This is a genomic window from Streptomyces sp. NPDC017993 (assembly GCF_044328065.1).
Classification (GTDB): Bacteria; Actinomycetota; Actinomycetes; order Streptomycetales; family Streptomycetaceae; genus Streptomyces.
This window is the reverse complement of sequence record NZ_JBIRGO010000004.1, coordinates 46,046-65,520: the sequence shown is the minus strand read 5'-3', so window position 1 is coordinate 65,520 and position 19,475 is coordinate 46,046. Positions and strand designations below refer to the sequence as shown.

Here is a 19,475-nt window from a genome sequence, read left to right as displayed (position 1 = left end):
AGCGGCAAAACGGGGCCGCCGGAGAGCACTCCCCGACGGCCCCGGGCCTCCCGGCCGCTCAGCGGCCGACGCTCACGAGGGGTCCTTGCCGCCCGATGCGGCGGGACCCGTGTGCTCCGTCTTGGCCAGTTCCGAACGCTTGTAGGAGTAGGCGAAGTAGACGATCAGGCCGACCAGCAGCCACACGGCGAACCGCACCCAGGTGTGCCACTCCAGGAAGGTGATCAGCCAGATCGAGAAGGCCACCCCGAGCGCCGGCACCACCGGCATTCCCGGTGTACGGAACGTCCGCGGCAGGTCGGGGCGCTTGTAGCGGAGCACGATCACCGCGCTGCACACGACCACGAACGCCAGCAGGATGCCGATGTTGGTCAGTTCGGCGGCCTCACCGATCGGCACGAAACCCGCGATGGCCGCGGAGGCGACCCCCACGATCCAGGTCACCCGGGTCGGCACATGGTGCTTGGGGCTGGTCTTCGCGAACCACTTCGGCAGCAGTCCGTCCCGGCTCATCGAGAACCACACCCGGGTCACACCGAGCATGAAGGTGAACATCACCGTCAGGATGCCGATGATCGCGCCGACCGCGATCACATCCGCGAGGCCGCTCAGGCCCACCGACTTGAACGCCGTCGAGAACCCGCTCTCCGGGTCGATGTCCGTGTAGTTCTGCATACCCGTCAGCACCAGGCAGGCCAGCACGTACAGCACCATCGAGATCGCCAGCGAATACATGATGGCCTTCGGCATGTGGCGCTGCGAGTCCTTCGACTCCTCCGCCGCGGTGCTCATCGCGTCATAGCCGAAGACCGCGAAGAAGACGGTCGCCGCGCCCGTGAACGCGCCGCCCACACCGAACGGGAAGAACGGCTCGTAGTTCCCCGTCTCGATGTGGAAGAAGCCGACCCCGATCACCAGCAGGACCACCAGGACCTTCAGGCCCACCACGATGGTCTCGAACCGGGCGGCGTTCTTGATGCCCAGTGTCAGCAGATAGGCGATCAGCAGGCACAGCACCGCCGCGAACAGGTCCACGCGGTGCCCCTCGCCGGTTCCCGGCGCGCCCAGCATCCAGGTGGGCAGCTCCGCGCCCGTCTCCCCCAGCAGAAAGCTGAAGTAGCCCGAGATGCCGATGGCGACCACCGCCACGATCGCGGTGTACTCCAGCAGCAGGTCCCAGCCGATGAACCAGCCCGCCAACTCGCCCAGCACCGCGTAGCCGTAGGTGTAGGCCGAGCCCGCCTTCGGGATCAGCCCGGCGAATTCGGCGTACGAGAAGGCGGCCGCCGCGCTGGCCACGCCCGCGACGAGGAAGGAGATCAGGACCGCCGGCCCCGCCTTCCCGTTCGCGACGGTTCCGGCGAGGGTGAAGATTCCCGCGCCGATGATGCCGCCGACGCCGATGGCCGTCAGCTGCCACAGGCCCAGCGCCCGGGTGAGTTGCTGGCCGGAACCGCCTTCCGCCTCCGTGATGTGGTCGATCGGTTTGCGGCGCAATACGCCCTGTCCCGCGCGCAGCCCCATGCGTGATCCTCCGTACGCTCCGTCGTGGTCCGACGGCGGATCATCATGGTCCCTCAGCGGCCTCTACGGAAGGCGACTCCCGCGTTCTTCCGATTCTTCCCGGCAGAGATACACGGGAGAGGTGTCAGTCGGCCTCTTCCAGCCGGAATCCGACCTTCAGGCCGACCTGATAATGATCGATCTCGCCGTCGACGAGATGACCACGGACCTGGGTGATCTCGAACCAGTCCAGATTGCGCAGGGTCCCGGAGGCGCGCTTGATGCCATTGCGGATCGCGGCGTCCACGCTCTCCTGGGACGTGCCCACGATCTCGGTCACGCGATAGGTGCGGTCGGTCACGGTGGCCTCCCTCGTCGGGGCGGCGCTCCGCCCGTCCATCTTCCACCGTGCCTCAGCCCGGCCCACCTCACCAGCGGAGCGGGCCGGGGCCCCGCGGCACGGCCTAGGGCACGACGGTGACCGGCCAGCGCCCGGCCTTGACCAGGCGGACCGCGACCGACCCCATGATGCGGTGCCCGGCCGACTCCGAGGCGCCGACCACCACCGCGTCCGCCTTCAGCTCATCGGCCATCTGCACCATGCCGTTGTACGGATCCCCGCGCAGTGTGTGGAACTCCCAGCGGACGTTGTATATCCCCTGCAGCCGGTCCGTCGCCTTGCGGATCTCGGCCATCAGCTCCTCGGCCACCTCGTTCGTGGCGTCGACGACCGGGGCGCCCATCACCGCACCCGCCGGCATCACCGGCTGGACGTAGACCAGGACCAGCTTCGACAGCTGGCGCCGCGCCAGCCCGGCCGCGTACGCGGCGGCGTGCCATGACGAGTCGGAGCCGTCGACACCGACGACGATCACCTTCGGGCCGTCCGTTCCGCGCTCGAAAGGCGCGGGAGTGTTCTCCTCCACACCCGGGAGGTTATCCGCACAAGCGTGCTGCCGGGACCGGGGGCCGCGCTCCGCGCGCCGTACTCCTCCGGGCGGCTCAGCCGGCGGCCGGCGGCCGGCGGCCAGCTGTCCGCGGACAGGACGCCCAGCACGTACGCCTTGGCGACGAGCGCGGTACGCCCCTGTACCCGCCAGCGCCGGGAGAGCCTGGTGAGGTGGTAGTTGACGCCGTCCACGGTCAGCCCCAGCGTCGTGCCGATCGACGCGGTGGTGGCGCCGCCCGCCGCAAGCGCCAGGATGCGGGCCTCCACCGGGCTCGCAGAACCGCGCGGCCGGGGCGGCGGGCTCGTGTCGCGGACCCGCAGCAGCGCCAGCAGCGCGGGCGGCCGGACGGACGGGTCGCCGACTGGATCGACCGTCAGTTCCCCTTCCCGCGACGCGCCCTCGGCGCCGGCCTGCCAGTGCACCTCCACCGGGTAACGCGACCGGTGGCCCAGCCGCAGCGCCTCCGCCAGCCGGTCGAGCTGCGCCTTCGCCCGGGGCCGGAACAGGTCCAGCAGATTGCGGCCACGCAGCTGCCCCGGGGCCGCACCCCACTCCGCGGCCATCGCCGGATTGGCGATCAGCACCTCGCCGTCGGCGTGACACACCGCGATCGGGGTGGGGATACGGTCCAGCAGGATCAGGAAATAGTTGCGCCAGGGCCCGGCCGCGTACGGGCCGGCCGGGTCGAGCGACCCGCCCGTGCCGCGCGGTCCGATCGCGCCCTCGCCCGCCGGGCCGTCGGCTGTCCCGTTGTCCATTGCCTCTTCTCCGTCCGCCCGCAAGAGCGGGCAGCAAAAAACCACTGCACAATCATGCAGTTGCCCGGTCATGTCCCGCACACCGGGCGGGTCACGCTGGAGACATGACCGACACCATCGCGCTGCACACCGACGAACGCGCCGCCGCCGACGACGGCATCCCGGTCGCCGACCTCTCGGCGGCGGGCCTCACCAGCATGCCCATCCAGCAGGCCATGGACCTCGCCCGGATCCACGGCCCGGCCTTCAAGCGCAAGCTCGGCGACCGCGAAACGCTGTTCATCTCCTCGCTGGACCTGGTCACCGAGGTCGCCGACGAGAGCCGCTTCGCCAAGGGCGTGTCGGTCGTCCTGGAGGACGTCAGAGAGTTCGCCGGGGACGGTCTGTTCACCGCCTACAACGACGAGCCGAACTGGGCCAAGGCACACGAGGTCCTGATGCCGGCTTTCGCGCTCGGTTCGATGCGCACCTACCACCCCGCGATGCTCAAGGTCGCCCGACGGGTGATGGACAGCTGGGATCGGCGGGTGGCCGACGGCAGCCCCGTCGACGTCGCCGACGACATGACCCGGATGACGCTGGACACCATCGGGCTCGCCGGCTTCGGCTTCGACTTCGCCTCGTTCTCCCGCGACACTCCGCACCCCTTCGTCGAGTCGATGGTGCGCTGCCTGCAGTGGAGCATGACCAAGTTCGCCCGCAAGCCCGGCACCGACCACACCGAGGAGGACGCGGCGTTCCGCGCCGACGCGGACTATCTCGCGTCCGTCGTCGACGAGGTCATCGCCGCCCGCACCGCGAGCGGCGAGAGCGGCGACGACGATCTGCTCGGCCTGATGCTCGGCGCCACCGGCGAGGGGGAGGACGGCCCCCGTCTCGACCTCGCCAACATCCGCAACCAGGTCATCACGTTCCTGATCGCCGGCCACGAGACCACCTCGGGCGCCCTCTCCTTCGCCCTGCACCACCTGCTGAAGGACCCGGTCGCGCTGCGCCTGGCCCAGCGCGAGGCCGACGAGCTGTGGGGCGACGAGACGGACCCGGACCCCTCCTTCGAGGACATCGGCCGGCTGCCGTTCACCCGGCAGATCCTCAACGAGGCGCTCCGGCTGTGGCCGACCGCCGCCGCCTTCAGCCGCCAGGCCCGCGAGGACACCCTGATCGGCGGCCGCTACCCGGTGCGGGCGGGCGAGCTGGTCACCGTCCTCACCCCGATGCTGCACCGCGACCCGGTCTGGGGCGACAACCCCGAGCTGTTCGACCCCGCCCGCTTCAGCCCCGAGGCCGAGGCGGCGCGCTCGCCGCACGCCTACAAGCCGTTCGGCACCGGTGAACGCGCATGCATCGGGCGGCAGTTCGCGCTGCACGAGGCGACCATGCTGCTCGCCCTCCTGGTGCACCGCTACCGCCTGGTCGACCACGCCGACTACCGGTTGCGCATCAAGGAGACCCTGACCCTCAAGCCCGACGGGTTCACGCTGACCCTGGCGGCCCGTACGCCCCAGGACCGGGCAGCGGTCCGCAGCGCGCTCGCGGTGCTGCCCGGCGCCGCCGTCACGGCCGCGGACGACGCGGCAGCCGCTCGCGCGGAGGGACTGCCCACCCGCGTCCCCCAGGGCACCGGACTGCTGCTTCTGCACGGCACCAACTACGGCACCTGCCGGGAGTTCGCCGAGCGGCTCGCCGACGAGGCCACCGCACTCGGCTTCGGCGCCGACGTGGCGCCGCTGGACGCGTACGCCGGCGCGCTGCCCGCCGACCGGCCCGTCGTCATCGTCGCCGCCTCCTACAACGGCCAGCCCACCGACGACGCCGCCGACTTCGTCCGCCGGCTCGACGCCGCCCCCGACGGCGCCGCCACGGGCGTGCCCTACGCCGTTCTGGGCGTCGGCGACCGCAACTGGGCCGCGACCTACCAGCACGTGCCGATGCGCCTGGACGACCGGCTGGCCGCGCTCGGCGGCGAGCGGCTGCTGCCGCGTGCCGAGGCCGACGCCTCGGGCGATCTCGGCGGCGCCGTCAAGGAGTTCACCGCGGAGCTGCGCACCCGGCTGCTGGCCCGGTACGGCGATCCGGCGAGCGTCGGCGCGGGCGCACCGGCCGCCGAGGACGCCGGTTACACCGTCACCGAGATCACCGGCGGTCCGCTGGACGCACTCGCCGCCCGGCACGACGTCGTGGCGATGACCGTCACGGAGGCCCACGACCTCACCGCCGAGGGCTGGCCGCGGCCCAAGCGGTTCCTGCGCGTCGCACTGCCCGACGGCGTGAGCTACCGCACCGCCGACCACCTCGCCGTGCTGCCGGTCAACGCACCGGCCGTGGTCGAGAGGGCCGCGCGCGCCCTCGGCGTCGACCCGGAGGCCGTCCTCGCCCTGCACGCGGGGCGCCCCGGCCGCGACACCCTCCCCGTCGACCGGCCGCTGACCGTGCGTCAACTGCTTACGCACCACCTGGAATTGGGCGCCCGCCCGACGCCGGGTCAGGCCGCTCTGCTCGCCTCCCACAACCCGTGCCCGCCCGAGCGCGCGGCGCTGGAGGCCCTCGCCGAGGACGACTCGCGCACCCTGATCGAGCTGATCGAGGCACACCCCGCGTTGCGCGGCGCACTGCCGTGGCCCGCGATCCTGGAGCTGCTGCCGCCGCTGCGCACCCGGCACTACTCCCTGTCGTCCTCGCCCGCGGTCGACCCCCGGCACGCCGACCTGATGGTCTCGTTGCTGCCCGGTGGCACCGGCTCGACGTACCTGCACACCCTGCGGCCCGGGGACACCGTCCTGGCCCGCGTGCAGCCCTGCCGTGAGGCATTCCGCCTCGACCCGGCCGACGCCACCCCCGTCGTCATGATCGCCGCCGGTACCGGGCTGGCGCCCTTCCGTGGCGCCGTCGCCGACCGTGTCGCGGCGGGCCGGACCGCCCCGGCCCGGCTCTACTTCGGCTGCGACGACCCCGACGCGGACTTCCTGCACGCCGCGGAATTCGCCGCCGCGCAGGAGGCCGGAGCGGTGTCCGTACGCCCGGTGTTCAGCGCCCGGCCCGAGAACGGGCACCGCTTCGTCCAGCACCGGATAGCCGCCGAGGCCGACGAGGTGTGGCAGCTGCTGGAGGCCGGCGCGCGGGTGTACGTCTGCGGTGACGGCAGCCGTATGGCACCAGGGGTCCGGGCCGCCTTCCGCGATCTGCACGGTGCCCGTACCGGCGCCTCGGCACAGGAATCCGAGGCGTGGCTGCGGGAACTGACCGCCTCGGGACGCTACATCGAGGACGTGTACGAGGCCGGCTGAGGAACTCCTCGCCCCCCGGCGGGCACACGGACTGGATCTCGTGGCCCGCCGGGGCCAGGGTGGGGGGTGCGGCCCTTCGGGGCCGCGCCGTTCGACGGCCGCGGGGTGCGGCCGACGGCCAGACCGGGGGGACTGCGGTATGACCAAAGCTCTGATCATCGGAGGCGGCATCGCGGGGGCGGTGACCGCGATGGCCCTGCACAAGGCGGGCATCGAAGCGGAGATCTTCGAGTCCTACCCGACCGGCGCGGACGACGCCGGGGCCTTCCTCGTCGTCTTCGCCAACGGGCTCGAAGCGCTCCGGGTGATCGACGCCCAAGGCCCCGTCCTGGAGCATTCCTTCCCCGCCCGGCAGGTGCAGCTCATCAGCGACCGCGGTGACCTGCTGGGGGAGCGGCCGATCGCCGGCACAGGACAGGGCCCCGGCCCGCGCACCCTGCGGCGTGCCACGCTCTATCGCGTGCTGCACGCCGAGGCCGCCCGCCGCGGAATCGCCGTCCGGCACGGCAAGCGCCTCGTCGCCACCGAGCCGGTGCCCCGCGCGGACGGCACAGGGGTGGCGGCGGTCTTCGCCGACGGCACGCGCGCCGAAGGGGATCTCCTCATCGGCGCGGACGGACTGCACTCCGTCACCCGCTCGCTGATCGACCCGGCCGCGCCACGCCCCCGCTACACCGGACAGAACACCGTCTGCGGCTACTCACGGCACACCCTGGACGCCGACCGACCGCCCCACCCGGAGACCTACACCATGATCTTCGGCAAACAGGCGTTCTTCGGCTGCACCCGCGCCCCCGACGGCGAGGTCTGGTGGTTCGCCAATGTCCCCGGGCCCGAATTCGACCGGGCGGACCCCGGCAGCCCCGCCGGGTGGCGCCGCCGGGTCGCCGGGCTCTTCGAGGAGGACGACACCCCGGCCGCCGCCCTCGTCCACGCCGGCGGCGACCGCGTCATCGCCTCCAACTCCTATGACCTCGCCACCATCCCGACCTGGCACACAGACACCATGGTCGTCATCGGCGACGCCGCCCACGCGGCCGCGCCCAACGCCGCCCAGGGCGCGTCCATGGCCATCGAGGACGGCGTCGTGCTCGCCAAGTGTCTGCGCGACCGGCCGGACCCGCGCAGCGCCTTCACCGCCTACGAGGAGCTGCGCCGGGAGCGGGTGGAGAAGGTCGTCGCGGCCAGCGCCGGGATGGCCCGCCGCACCGCCATGGGCCCGGCCGGACGGCAGCAGCCCGAGCCGGGCACCCCACGCGCGGGCGGCGGTGGCGACGGCGCCGACGGCGACAACTGGCTGACGGACTACCGCATCACGTGGTGAGGCGAGCGGTCCGGCCGGAGCGGCCGCCTACTCCGCGTCGGCGTGCCGCCCCGCGGCGCCCGGCAGATGGATGATCAGCAGCACGATCCCGGCGAGGGTGAGGTTCCGGGTGGCGGCTTCCAGTCCGTTCCAGTCCTTCGACTGCCACATCGCGAACCACTCGCCGCCCACCGCGAGAAAGCCCGCGCCGAACAGCAGGAGCACCATCAGCAGGCCCACCGTGGCCACCCGCCGCGCCCGCTCCGTGCGGCCCCGCCGCAGACCTATCGCCCACAGTGCGGTGGCCGCCAGCAGGACCGCGGCGGCCACCGTCTCCCAGGCGATGATCGCCAGATAGGCGGCGTCCTGCGCGGCCCGGGAGGTGATGGCCCGCCACATCATCTCCGGGTCCCGGAACGTGGTGTCCATCGCCAGGACATGGCGGACGAACTCCCGGTTGGTGTCGAAGTCGGTGATATTGCCGAAGGCGATGAGCGCGATGTGCAGCGCGATCGTCGCCGTGAGCACCGTTGCCGCGAGTGGCAGCGCCGTGGTCTGTTTTCTGTCGGTCATGCACCCTCCATCGATCATTCCCGGACCTCGTACGTTTCCTCGTTCGCCACCCGCCCCTGGCCCTCAGCGCCGTCAACTCCCGTACGCTGCTGCCCATTCGACCGGATGACCGACCGGACGAGTGATCGAACGACCGATGATCTCAGGGGAAAGCGGGGCACATGAACAGGACGCGGTGTGTGGGGACGGTGGCCGTCGCGACGGCGGCGGTACTCGTGGCGGCCGGACCGGCGGGTGCCGGGACGGCCGCCACGACATACGACACCAGCACGTCCGTGGGTGTCCACAACGCCTACGAGAAGGACAAGTACCCCTACTTCGCGGACGCGCTGGACTCCGGGGCCGCGCTCCTCGAACTGGACCTCTGGTCCAACGGCTTCGGCTCCACCTTCCGGGTCTCGCACAGCAACCCGCTCGGCAACAACAACAACTGCGTCAATGCCGCGAACGCCTCGGAACTGCGCACCAAGAGCCGCGACCAGAGCTTCGGCGGCTGCCTGGCCGACATGCGGGCCTGGCACGACGCGAACCCCGGGCACCGCCCGATACTCGTCAAGATCGAGATGAAGGACGGCTTCAACGCCAAGGGCGGCCGCGGACCGGCCGAGTTCGACGCGCTGGTGCGGGACAAGCTCGGCGACGCGGTCTACGGGCCCGGTGACCTGACCGCGGGACACGCGACCCCGGACGAGGCGGTACGGGCCGGCGGCTGGCCCGCGCGCGCCGACCTGGCCGGCAAATTCCTTTTCGAGCTGATCCCCGGCACCGTCGAGGAGGACAATCCGTTCGACAAGCTGTGGACCGACGTCGAGTACGCAACCCACCTCAAGGACCTGGCGGGCCAGGGCGCTCTGGCGAAGTCAACGGCCTTCCCCGCGGTGCACGGCGCCACGGCCGGCGATCCTCGCACGCGGTACGCCGACCCGGCCCTGCGGCCGTGGTTCGTGGTCTTCGACGGTGACGCCTCGACGTACCTCAACGGCAGTATCGACACCGCCTGGTACGACACCCGCCACTATCTTCTCGTCATGACCGACGCCCACAAGGTCGCGCCGGAGATCGATGCCACCAGGCCGACGGAGGCCGAGGCGCAAGGCCGGGTCGGCCAACTCGCCTCGTCACACGCCAGCTTCGCGACCTCCGACTGGTACCCGCTGCCGTCCGTCCTGAAGACCGTGGTCCCGCGCGGGGACTGAGGTCGCCCGCCGGTAGAGCGCGGCGGTGTCCGGCCCGAAGCGACTGCTGTACGAGGTGGCGTCGTCGCCGCCCTCGTCCAGCCCGCCGATCACTCCGATCAGCGCCCCGGTCCCGGTGGCCGGATCGAGGTCGGTGAGCATCGGTCCGCCGCTGGTGCCGTTGGGGAACCCCGGGCAGGGGAAGCGGAGTTGGGACGGCCCCTGGGCCTCCACGGTGTGCCGGCAGCTGACCGGCGTGTCCCAGTTGTCGGGATAGCCGGTCAGCAGCGCCGGCCGGCCGGTCGAGGCGTCGAACCGGATGCGCTCGGCCCCGGTGACGTCCTCGATCCGGCCGCCCGCGGCTCCTGCCCGCCGCACCCGCAGGAACGCCACGTCGTGGTCGGGGTCCCGGTCGCTGATCCAGCGCGGGTGGACGACGATGCGGGTGGGCACCCACAGGCCGTACGGCACGAACCGGCCGTCCAGGCCGGGCGCGAACACCAGCCGGGTACGGAACCCGCCGTCGTGCACGCAGTGCGCGGCGGTGGCGATGAGGTCCCCGGCCGGGGCGTGCACCACGCTCGCGGTGCAGTGGTGGGTGGGGTCGCCGTCGTCGCCGGGCGAGAAGAGTGCGCCGATCGGTGGCAGCGGGGTGGTCGACGCCGCCGCCACCGGCCGGGACGCAGGTCCCGAGCCGGGGACCCCGGCGCGGCGCGCCGTCACCGGTGGGCCGGGCCGTTCGGTGTACGGCCCGGCGAGCACCACGGCGGCGGCCGTGTCCCCGCCCGCCCGGTCCGCGACGTACGACCCCGTGGTGGCGTCCCCGGTCGCCAGGTACGGATCGGTCGGTCCGGAGCGCAGTGCGAGTGCGGTGCCGCCCACGGCGGCCGTCACCAGCATCAGCGCCGACATCACCCGCAGCGGGAGGGCGATGCGAAGGCGCCCGGCGCGGGTGCGGGTGCGGGTGGGGCGGCCCGACCGCTCGGACGGCGCCGAAGTCGTGGCGCCACCTCCCGTCGCGCCACCTCCCGCCGCGTCCGCCGCGGTCGGACCGCCTTCGCTCGTCTCCACCCGTGCCGCCTCGCCGCATCAGCCGCCGACGCCCGGCCGACGACCGGGCGACAGCAGAACCAGACATTTCGCCCAGTTTGCGGCATGCTCGCCCGGCGTCGTCCGATGCCACGGCGGGGCGCCGTCGAGGTCACCGAAACTCCGCCGGACCGGAACCCGATCGGCGGGATGGCGAGGCGGAAGGGGAGGGGGAGGGGTGGACGGTGTGGATGCGCCCGCCGGTGGTCGCTGCGTCCCCGGCGGGCGGCATCGTGGGCACGCCCGCGCTATACCGCCGAATTGCGCCGGATCAGCGTCTCGGCCAGGCCGACCTCGTTCGGGAAGTCCATCGCCACGATGCCAAGGCCCGTCCAGCCGCTCGCCTCCGCACCCGTCAGCAGGCTCTTGACCTGCGGGTTGAGTCGATCGGCGTTGGAGCGTGGCGGTAGCAGCGCGGCGGTACTGACGTAGTTGACGAACAGTTTGCCGGGCTCGGCGACGGCCTTGCGGAACTGCGCCTCGACCTTCGGGTACTTCGCGAACGGCTCCGCCATGTAGTCGTCCTGGATGTCGAACAGCTGCGGGTCGGCGTAGCGGACTCCCGGCAGGCCGTCAGCGTCGGCCAGCAGGACGACCTTGCCCCGGGCCTGCCCCAGCGACGGCAGGTCGCCGTCCAGCCGGAACAGCGACCGGTAGCCCTTGTCGTCGAGGTAGATGTCGAAGATCCGGCGGAACTCCTCGGCCGCGACCTCGGAGTACTCCTGCTTGACGCGCATCAGCACGGTCTCGGACGGGTGCGCCTGGAGGAACGCCCGGCAGGCGTTCAGCACATCGCCGAACATCAGCTCTTGGTAGAAGGCGCCGTGGTGAATCGCGAAGACACCGTCGATGGCACGGCAGCGGACATCCAGGAAGCGGATACCGGAGGCGAGTTGGGCATCGATGGCGGTGTTCTGGCAGGCGACCCAGGGGCCGCCGACCCGGGCGCCGGAGTCGTGGGTGCCCGGGATCGTCAGCCGCTGGAGGGGCGTGCCGTCGCCGAGCGCCGACATCCAGTCCTGCGACGACAGCACGGACGTCCTGCGCTGCGCCGCGGCGGCGGTGAACTGCCCGCTGCCGGCGCCTGCCAGTACGCCCGCAGCGGAGAGCGCCGCCGCACCCCTGAGGAAACCTCGCCGGTCCAGCCCCATCCCGCCACCCCTGCCCCTCGGCCCGGCGTGCCGCCCGGCCACCCCGGTGCGCACGCATGTTCGGGGCATCGAACCATACGAAGCGGAGATGCGGCACCCGGCCGGCGGACCGCGATGGCCCGCCGGCCGAGGATGGCGAAAACCGGACCTGTGCCGGTCGCCGGAGTCAGCCGCGGACGGACAGCGACAGCGCGAAGCGCTCCGCACTGTCCGTCCACCACTGGGTCAACTCAAGCCCTGCCGCCGCGAGTTCGGCGCGCACGCTCTCCTCGCGGAACTTGGCGGAGACCTCCGTCCGCAGTTCCTCGCCCGCGGCGAAGGACACGGCCAGGTCCACGCCGGGGATCTTCGCCGTCAGCTCCTTACGGGCCCGTAGCCGCATCTCGATCCACTCGCGGTCGGGGTTCCACACGGCGACATGGTCGAAGTCGTCCGGGTCGAAGTCGCCGCCCAGCTCGCGATTGATGACATGGAGCACGTTCTTGTTGAACTCGGCCGTCACACCGCGCCCGTCGTCGTAGGCGGCGACGAGCGTGGCCTCGTCCTTGACCAGGTCGGTGCCGAGCAGGAGGGCGTCGCCCGGGGACAGCAGGTCGTGGACGGACCGCAGGAACGCGGACCGCTCCTCGGGCAGCAGGTTGCCGACGGTGCCGCCGAGGAAGGCGAGCAGGCGCGGGCCGGGGGCGTCGGGCAGGGTGAGGCCACGCTGGAAGTCGGCCACCAGCGCGTGCACGGCCAGCCCGGGGTGCTCGGTGAGGAGCGCCTCGCCCGCCGCCGCGAGTGCGGACTCGCTGACGTCGACCGGCACATAGGTGTGCAGGCCGGAGAGCGCGCCGAGCAGATGCCGCGTCTTGTCGGAGGACCCCGAGCCCAGCTCGATGAGGGTGCGGGCCTCGGTGGCGGCGGCGATGTGGTCGGCGCGGGTGAGCAGGATCTCCCGCTCGGCGCGGGTGGGGTAGTACTCCGGAAGTTTGGTGATCTCCTCGAACAGCTCGCTGCCCCGGGCGTCGTAGAACCACTTGGGCGGCAGCTGCTTGGGCGTACTGGTCAGGCCCCGGGCGACATCGGCACGCAGGGCGGCCGCGGTGGCGTCGGCAGGGAGGGTGCGGGTGATGCTGAGGGGGCTCACGCTGCGGGCTCCTTGAGCGGGGAGAGGTGGACGTCGGTTCGGGTGGCGCGGAGCAGGGTGCCTTCGGGGACCTCGGTCCAGTGGGGGGAACGGTCGTAGGGTTCGGAGGCGACGACCGTGCCGCCTCCCGGAAGGGAGTGATGGAAGAGGGTGTCGCCCCAGGTGGTGGCGGCTATGGACAGGCCGTCGGTGAGCAGCAGGTTGAGGCGGGAGCCGGGTGCGGCCCCGGCCACCGCCGTCACGGTGCCGGCCAGCGCCTCGCCCGGATCGTCGCCCTGCGCCAGCCGGTGCTGGACCAGGGCCCACAGGAACGCCGTGTCGCACCGGGCCTGCAGTCGCAACAGCTCCTCCGGCGGCAGCTCGGCGGCCAGCTCGGCCACGGAGCCGGGCCAGCCGACCACCGCGCCGTTATGGCTGAAGAGGTACCGGCCCGCGGCGAACGGCGCGGCCGCGGCTTCGGCGTCCGCGCCCGACTCGGTGGCGTCGCGCACGGCGGCCAGCAGCGCGCCGGTGCGTATCACCCGTCCCAGGTCGGGCAGCAGCTCGTCGGCCCAGATCGGCCCGGCCCTGCGGTAGCGCGCGGGCACCGGGTCGCCGGGCGCGTACCAGCCCACGCCGAAACCGTCCGCGTTGACCGTGCCGTGCACCTGTCGGCGGGGCGCCCACGACTGCCGGTACAGGCCGTCGGGCGGCCTCAGCACCACGTCGGCGAACGGTATCTCGGGGCCCAGATAGGCAAGATGACGGCACATCAGGCACCGCCCCCGGGCGCGGTCGGGTACCTCCGCGCGGCAGGTCGCAGGCGGGGGCGTCCGGTGACCCGCCGCGACGGGGCCGCCGGCCTCACGCGCCCGCCGCCGGGTCGGCGTCCCGGGCGGTACGGAAACCGGAGAAGATCTGCCGCCGCACCGGCAGGTCCCAGTTGCGGAACGTGCCGCGGCAGGCCACCGGGTCGACCGCGAAGGACCCGCCGCGCAGCACCTTGTACGGCCCGCCGAAGAACACCTCCGAATACTCCCGGTAGGGGAAGGCGACGAAGCCCGGATACGGCAGGAAGTCGCTCGACGTCCACTCCCACACATCGCCGATCAACTGCCGTACGCCCAGCGGCGACTGGCCGTCCGGGTAGCTGCCGACCGGGGCGGGGCGCAGATGCCGCTGGCCGAGGTTGGCGTGCGCCGGTGTCGGCTCCTCGTCGCCCCACGGGTAGCGCAGCGCCCGCCCGCCGGCCGGGTCGTGCCGGGCGGCCTTCTCCCACTCGGCCTCCGTCGGCAGCCGGCGCCCCGCCCAGCGCGCATAGGCGTCCGCTTCGTACCAGCTGACGTGCAGCACCGGCTCGTCCGGCGGCACCGGCTCGGTCACACCGAACCGCCGGCGCAGCCACCGGTCGCCTTCCTGCCGCCAGAACAGCGGTGCGCGCAGCCCGTGCTCGCGGACCTGGGCCCAGCCCTCCTCGGCCCACCACCGCGGCTCGTCGTAGCCGCCGTCCTCGATGAACCGCAGGTACGCGCCGTTGCTGACCGGTGTGGTGTCGATGAGGAAGGCCGGCACCAGGCGGCGATGGGCGGGCCGTTCGTTGTCCAGCGCCCACGGCTCGGTGGAGGTGCCCATGGTGAAGGGGCCCCCGGCGACGAGGACCTCGGCGGGCACGATCCCGTCGGAGGTGACCGGCGGCTCCGGCGCGGTGAGCACCGCGGGTCCGCGTCGCAGCTGATGCGTGATGAGCATGGTCTCGTCGTGCTGCTGCTCATGCTGCGCGATCATGCCGAAGGCGAACCCGGAGTCCAGCAGCGGGCCGCCGCGCAGCGGGGTGCGCTCCAGGATGTCCAGCACCCGGCCGCGCACCTCGGAGACATAGCCGTGCGCCTCGGCGGGCGCGAGCAGCGGCAGCGAGGGGCGCTCGGCGCGAGGGTGCTCGAAGGCGTCGTAGACGGAGTCGATGTCGGGGCGCAGCGGATCGCGGCCGCCGACGGCGCGCAGCAGCCACTGCTCCTCCTGGTTGCCTATGTGCGCCAGGTCCCACACCAGCGGGGACATCAGCGGCGAGTGCTGGGCGAGGAGGTCCGGCTCCTCGACGCAGGTGGTCAGCAGGCGGGTGCGGTCGCGGGCGGCGAGCAGCGCCGTGGCCGCGCGCTCCCTGAGCGACTCGGGATCGATGGTCACTGGCTGTCCTTCCCAAGGGTGAGCTCGCCCTCGGCCGCGAAGCCTGTGGGGTCGGTGATGTCCGTGGTGCGGGCGAAGCCTTCGGTCTTCGGGTCCGCGGGGTCCGGTGCGGCGGGCGCGTACGCCGGGTCCGCGGCGTACAGGGCGTCGAGGTGGTCGTCGGCCGGGCAGCGGCCACGCGCGACGTACCGCTCGGTGAAGTCCGCGACGGCCGCGAGCACGCCGGGCGAGGCGCCGAGCCGGGGCAGGGCGTCCTGCGCTGCGGCGAAGCAGGCCACCGCCGCGGCGTGCAGCTCCGGGTCGGTCAGTGCCCCGCGGGCGGCGTGCCGCCAGAGCGGGTTGCGCGGCGCGGGGCGGGCACCGGCCGTCTCCGCGAGGGGTTTGACGACCCGATAGGCGCGCTCCGCGGCCTCCGGGTCGTCGAAGAGAGCGGTGGTGACCGCCAGCGGCACGATCCAGCCGGCGTCGCCCGGCTGCGCGTCGATCATGCGCAGCTCCAGGTGCCCGCGCGGCCGCACGGGCGGGAACAGGGTGGAGACGTGGTAGTCGAGATCCTCCTGGGTGGGAGGTCTGGGCACGCCCGTACGGACCCATTCGCGGAAGGTGAGCCCCTGCGGCGCGTCCCAGGGCCCGTCCTCGGAGCGGATGCACATGACCGGGGCGTCCAGGACGTAACGTGCCCAGCCCGTGCGGGGGTCGGGGTCCTGCGGCGGGGCGAGCGTACGTGCCGGATCGAGCTGGGACCAGACGACCTGGCGGGTGGTGCGGTAGCCCGTCGGGCAGCCCTCGCTGGTCGGTGAGTTCGCGAAGGCCGCGGCCAGCACCGCGCCCATCAGATGCGCCATGAGCCAGCGCCGCCCGAAGCCGAGCGGTCCGGGCTCCTCGTGACCCGCGTCCACACACACCTGCACGGACGCGGTGGAGCACATCATGGACCGGCCGGCCGCGCCCCAGCGGTCGAAGTACGCCTCCATGGCGTTGTAACGCGGTTCGGTCAGCACGCGCTGCGGGGCGTGCCAGGGGTTGTGGCCGTGGCCGGCCATGCCCAGGCCCATGTCCAGCATGGCGGGCCTGACCAGCGCGAGATCAGCCGAGACGGCCTCGATGCAGGCGCTGAGGGAGGTGGCGGGGAGCGAGCTGAGCTCCAGCTGGCCGCCGGGTTCGAAGGTCAGGAGCGAATCGAGGGGCAGCGCGCGCAAGGCCGCTGCCGCGGCGCGCAGCCGGGGCGGTTCGACCGGACATCGGGGGTTGCGGGCGTCGTGAACCAGCCATTCGATCTCGACGCCGACGCGGCGTGGCGGGCCGGTCTTGAAGCATATTCCGCGCAGATGCGCTTCGAGATCCGCCTCGGTCACCGCGGGCCGTACGGGCATCGTTCCCTCTCCCCTCCGGGATGGCGGCAGGTTTGCCGCCCTCCACCTAAGCGGCTGCGGGCGACGGGCTCAAGGGCGCATTTGGGACGCGGCGGCACGGACGGCCCGCCTGCGGACGAGCGGGCGGGCCGGGCACGGGGACCCGGGCCCGGGTCCGCGACGCCCGCTCGGCGGCGGGGACGGCCCTGTGGCCCGCCCCCGCGCCCCCTGACCGGCCCGGCGGCCGGGGGAGAGGCCGTGGAACGCCCGGTCAAGACCGAGGGAGGGGCTACGCCCGTTCGAGTGACGGATGTGGGTGCTGGGGCGCAATGAGGGTGCTGGTGCGAGGGGTGCCTGAGGGTGCGACGAGTGGCGCAAAGTGTCCTGGCGCGGCAGCCGGCCGCGTGCTCCACGGGTGGTGAGCGCCCTGGTCACTGCCGGTAGCCCGCCAGGAAGCGGCCGATCCGGCTGATCGCCGCGTCGAGATCGTCGGCGTGCGGAAGGGTGAGGATGCGGAAGTGGTCGGGGCGCGGCCAGTTGAAGCCGGTGCCCTGGACGACCTGGATCTTCTCCCGCAGCAAGAGGTCGAGGACGAATTTCTCATCGTCGTGGATCTTGTGCACGGCAGGGTCCAGCCGGGGGAACGCGTACAGCGCGCCCTTGGGCTTGACGCAGGAGACGCCCGGGATCTCGTTCAGCCGTTCCCAGGCGACGTCGCGCTGTTCGCGCAGCCGGCCGCCGGGCAGCACAAGATCCTTGATGCTCTGGCGTCCGCCCAGCGCCGCCTGGATCGCGTACTGCGCGGGCGCGTTCGGGCACAGCCGCATGGACGCCAGGATGCCCAGGCCCTCCAGATAGTCGGCGGCGTGCTGCCGGGGGCCGGAGACGACGAGCCAGCCGGAGCGGAAGCCGGCGACGCGGTAGGACTTCGACAGGCCGCTGAAGGTCAGGCACACCAGGTCCGGCGCGAGGACCGCGGCGTGGTGGTGGACCTCGTCGTCGTACAGGATGCGGTCGTAGATCTCGTCGGCGAAGACCATCAGCCCGTGGCGCCGGGCGAGGTCGAGCATGCCCTCCAGCAGTTCCCTCGGGTAGACGGCACCGGTGGGGTTGTTGGGGTTGATGATCACCAGCGCCCGGGTCCGGTCGGTGATCTTCGAGGCGAGGTCGTCGAGGTCCGGCAGCCAGTCCGCGGACTCGTCACAGAGGTAGTGCACCGCCTTGCCGCCGGCCAGGGTGGTGACGGCGGACCAGAGCGGGAAGTCGGGAGCGGGGATGAGCACTTCGTCGCCGTCGTCGAGGAGCGCCTGGACGGCCATGGAGACCAGCTCGGAGACGCCGTTGCCGAGGTAGACGTCATCGACACCGACATCCGCCAGTCCGTTCTGCTGGTAGTGCTGGGCCACCGCGCGGCGGGCGGAGAGGATGCCGCGCGCATCGGTGTAGCCGTGCGCCTGCGAGAGGTTGCGGATCACGTCCTGGAGGATCTCCTCGGGAGCCTCGAAGCCGAAGAGCGCCGGATTGCCGGTGTTCAGCCGCAGGACGCTGTGGCCCGCCTCCTCCAGCGCGTCCGCGTGCCGGATGACCGGCCCCCGGATCTCGTAGCAGACGTCGGCCATCTTGTTCGACTGCTTGAACTGCATGCGGCGGCCTCCCGGTCCTTCGCTCACCGCGCGGCGCGGCAGCATTCGTTCTACCGTACTTGGTTTTACCAAGTAGCGACTTGGAAAGTCCAACCACTTGTCTATGCTGGGGGCATGCCGCGCCGAAGTTATGACCAGTACTGCGCCGTCGCCCGAGCCCTGGACGCCGTGGGCGACCGCTGGACGCTCCTGATCGTCCGGGAGTTGCTGGGCGGATCCCGGCGCTACACCGACCTGCACGCCGACCTGCCGGGTGTCAGCACCGACATGCTCGCCTCCCGACTGAAGGACATGGAGCGCGACGACCTCGTCCTCCGCCGCCGGCTCGCCCCGCCCGGGGCCGCCTTCGTCTACGAACTCACCCCCCGCGGGCATGCCCTGCTCCCGGCGCTCGGTGCGCTCGCCGACTGGGGCGCGCCCGCGCTCGGCGAGCGGCGCCCCACGGACGCGGTTCGGGCCCACTGGTTCGCCGTACCGCTCCTCGCCCGGCTCGCCCATCACTTCACCGACGGCACCGGCGGCACCAACGCCGGACGTGTTGTCGGCGTTGTCGGCATCGCCCTGGACGAAGGCGAGTTCCACGTCACCCTCGGCGCGGACGGGCCCGCCTATGGCGACGGGCCGGCCGAGCGCCCCGACGTCCGTCTGCGCATGGACACCGCCACCTGCGCCGACGTCGCGTACGATCGGCTCTCCCTCGCCGAGGGCATCGCGTCCGGCCGCATCGCCGTCACCCTGCCCGAGGGAATGGCGGACGGGCAGGTCACAGCCTGAATCGCGAGGCGCGGCACCCCGCAGGCCCGCGCCCCCGAACGGCCGCGGCTCCCGCGTACACCCAGGCGGCGGCGCACACGGCGAGACACACAGCGAGACACACAGCGAGACACGCAGCGAGACACACGAGGACGACGACGGTATGACGATGCGGCCCCTGGCGGTCTTCGACCTGGACGGCACCCTCGCCGACGCCCGCCACCGCCAGCATCTGCTGGAGCGCACCCCGCGCGACTGGAAGGGCTTCTTCGCGGCGGCCCCCGAGGATCCGCCGCTCGCCGAAGGCGTGGAGCTGGCGCTGCGCAGTGCCGAGGACTGCGAGGTCGTCTACCTCACGGGCCGCCCCGAGCAGTGCCGGCGGGACACCCTCGCCTGGCTGGCCCGCCACCACCTCCCGGAGGGCCGGCTGTGGATGCGGCCGGGCAACGACCGTCGCCCGGCCCGGCAGACCAAGCTGGAGATCCTGCGCGGGATCGCCCGCGACCGCGAGGTCCGGTGGCTCGTCGACGACGACGAACTGGTCTGTGACGCCTGCGAACAGGCCGGTTTTCCCGTCATACGCGCGCGTTGGGCCATCCCCTCGGAGGCCGTGCGGGACGCCCAGGAGCGCACGGGGCGTACATAGCCA

Annotated in this window: 17 protein-coding genes; 5 read left to right on the top strand and 12 right to left on the bottom strand. The window is 72.5% G+C overall.

Going from position 1 to position 19,475, the window contains the following annotated elements:
• Positions 1-72: 72 nt before the first annotated feature.
• The 4 genes from ACH4FH_RS07715 to ACH4FH_RS07700 all read right to left on the bottom strand — a co-directional run bounded on the left by ACH4FH_RS07715 (position 73) and on the right by ACH4FH_RS07700 (position 3,211).
• The gene (locus ACH4FH_RS07715) at positions 73-1,524 is read right to left on the bottom strand and encodes an amino acid permease (RefSeq protein WP_398554852.1); all 1,452 of its coding nucleotides are present in this window, start codon (positions 1,522-1,524) and stop codon (positions 73-75) included.
• A gap of 124 nt (positions 1,525-1,648) precedes the next feature.
• Positions 1,649-1,864, bottom strand: a complete 216-nt coding sequence (locus ACH4FH_RS07710) for a dodecin (protein ID WP_398554851.1) — start codon at positions 1,862-1,864, stop codon at positions 1,649-1,651.
• A gap of 103 nt (positions 1,865-1,967) precedes the next feature.
• On the bottom strand, positions 1,968-2,429 hold the full coding sequence (locus ACH4FH_RS07705; protein ID WP_398554850.1) for a universal stress protein: 462 nt from the start codon (positions 2,427-2,429) through the stop codon (positions 1,968-1,970).
• A complete protein-coding gene (locus ACH4FH_RS07700) occupies positions 2,375-3,211 on the bottom strand; it encodes a PAS domain-containing protein (protein WP_398554849.1) in 837 nt (278 codons plus the stop codon). Before ACH4FH_RS07700 ends, ACH4FH_RS07705 begins: the two co-directional genes overlap by 55 nt.
• 104 nt (positions 3,212-3,315) lie before the next feature.
• Between ACH4FH_RS07700 and ACH4FH_RS07695 the strand changes: the two genes are divergently transcribed.
• Both ACH4FH_RS07695 and ACH4FH_RS07690 read left to right on the top strand, forming a co-directional pair.
• On the top strand, positions 3,316-6,495 hold the full coding sequence (locus ACH4FH_RS07695; protein WP_398554848.1) for a bifunctional cytochrome P450/NADPH--P450 reductase: 3,180 nt from the start codon (positions 3,316-3,318) through the stop codon (positions 6,493-6,495).
• A 139-nt stretch (positions 6,496-6,634) separates the two neighbouring features.
• On the top strand, positions 6,635-7,819 hold the full coding sequence (locus ACH4FH_RS07690; protein ID WP_398554847.1) for an FAD-dependent monooxygenase: 1,185 nt from the start codon (positions 6,635-6,637) through the stop codon (positions 7,817-7,819).
• 27 nt (positions 7,820-7,846) lie between these two features.
• Here the strand turns inward: ACH4FH_RS07690 and ACH4FH_RS07685 are convergent, their stop codons facing one another.
• Positions 7,847-8,371 carry a DUF2165 domain-containing protein gene (locus ACH4FH_RS07685; RefSeq protein ID WP_398554846.1) on the bottom strand — a complete coding sequence of 175 codons (525 nt, stop codon included), beginning with the start codon at positions 8,369-8,371 and terminating at the stop codon, positions 7,847-7,849.
• 161 nt (positions 8,372-8,532) lie between these two features.
• Here ACH4FH_RS07685 and ACH4FH_RS07680 point away from each other — a divergent pair, with 161 nt between their 5' ends.
• Positions 8,533-9,567: a phosphatidylinositol-specific phospholipase C domain-containing protein gene (locus ACH4FH_RS07680; RefSeq protein WP_398554845.1), complete on the top strand. Its 1,035-nt coding sequence runs from the start codon at positions 8,533-8,535 to the stop codon at positions 9,565-9,567.
• Here ACH4FH_RS07680 and ACH4FH_RS07675 read toward each other — a convergent pair.
• The 7 genes from ACH4FH_RS07675 to ACH4FH_RS07645 all read right to left on the bottom strand — a co-directional run bounded on the left by ACH4FH_RS07675 (position 9,490) and on the right by ACH4FH_RS07645 (position 18,073).
• Entirely contained in the window at positions 9,490-10,617 is a 1,128-nt protein-coding gene (locus ACH4FH_RS07675) for a trypsin-like serine peptidase (RefSeq protein ID WP_398554844.1), read from the bottom strand. The two genes, ACH4FH_RS07680 and ACH4FH_RS07675, sit on opposite strands and share 78 nt — an antisense overlap.
• A 266-nt stretch (positions 10,618-10,883) precedes the next feature.
• Positions 10,884-11,786, bottom strand: coding sequence for a phosphatidylinositol-specific phospholipase C domain-containing protein (locus tag ACH4FH_RS07670; RefSeq protein ID WP_398554843.1), 903 nt, complete (start codon positions 11,784-11,786; stop codon positions 10,884-10,886).
• Between the two features lie 166 nt (positions 11,787-11,952).
• Positions 11,953-12,915 (bottom strand): L-histidine N(alpha)-methyltransferase, encoded by a 963-nt coding sequence (gene egtD / locus ACH4FH_RS07665; RefSeq protein ID WP_398554842.1) that lies wholly within the window; start codon positions 12,913-12,915, stop codon positions 11,953-11,955.
• The gene (gene egtC, locus ACH4FH_RS07660) at positions 12,912-13,667 is read right to left on the bottom strand and encodes an ergothioneine biosynthesis protein EgtC (RefSeq protein WP_398554841.1); all 756 of its coding nucleotides are present in this window, start codon (positions 13,665-13,667) and stop codon (positions 12,912-12,914) included. Before egtC ends, egtD begins: the two co-directional genes overlap by 4 nt.
• A 91-nt stretch (positions 13,668-13,758) precedes the next feature.
• A complete protein-coding gene (gene egtB, locus ACH4FH_RS07655; RefSeq protein WP_398554840.1) occupies positions 13,759-15,078 on the bottom strand; it encodes an ergothioneine biosynthesis protein EgtB in 1,320 nt (439 codons plus the stop codon).
• Positions 15,075-16,451, bottom strand: coding sequence for an ergothioneine biosynthesis glutamate--cysteine ligase EgtA (egtA, locus tag ACH4FH_RS07650; RefSeq protein ID WP_398554839.1), 1,377 nt, complete (start codon positions 16,449-16,451; stop codon positions 15,075-15,077). The genes egtB and egtA overlap by 4 nt, the downstream gene beginning before the upstream one ends.
• Before the next feature lie 410 nt (positions 16,452-16,861).
• Entirely contained in the window at positions 16,862-18,073 is a 1,212-nt protein-coding gene (locus ACH4FH_RS07645; protein WP_398554838.1) for a pyridoxal phosphate-dependent aminotransferase, read from the bottom strand.
• Positions 18,074-18,187: 114 nt separating this feature from the next.
• Between ACH4FH_RS07645 and ACH4FH_RS07640 the strand changes: the two genes are divergently transcribed.
• Positions 18,188-18,847 carry a winged helix-turn-helix transcriptional regulator gene (locus tag ACH4FH_RS07640; protein ID WP_398554837.1) on the top strand — a complete coding sequence of 220 codons (660 nt, stop codon included), beginning with the start codon at positions 18,188-18,190 and terminating at the stop codon, positions 18,845-18,847.
• 142 nt (positions 18,848-18,989) lie between these two features.
• Positions 18,990-19,472, top strand: coding sequence for a hypothetical protein (locus ACH4FH_RS07635; protein WP_398554836.1), 483 nt, complete (start codon positions 18,990-18,992; stop codon positions 19,470-19,472).
• Positions 19,473-19,475: the final 3 nt, after the last annotated feature.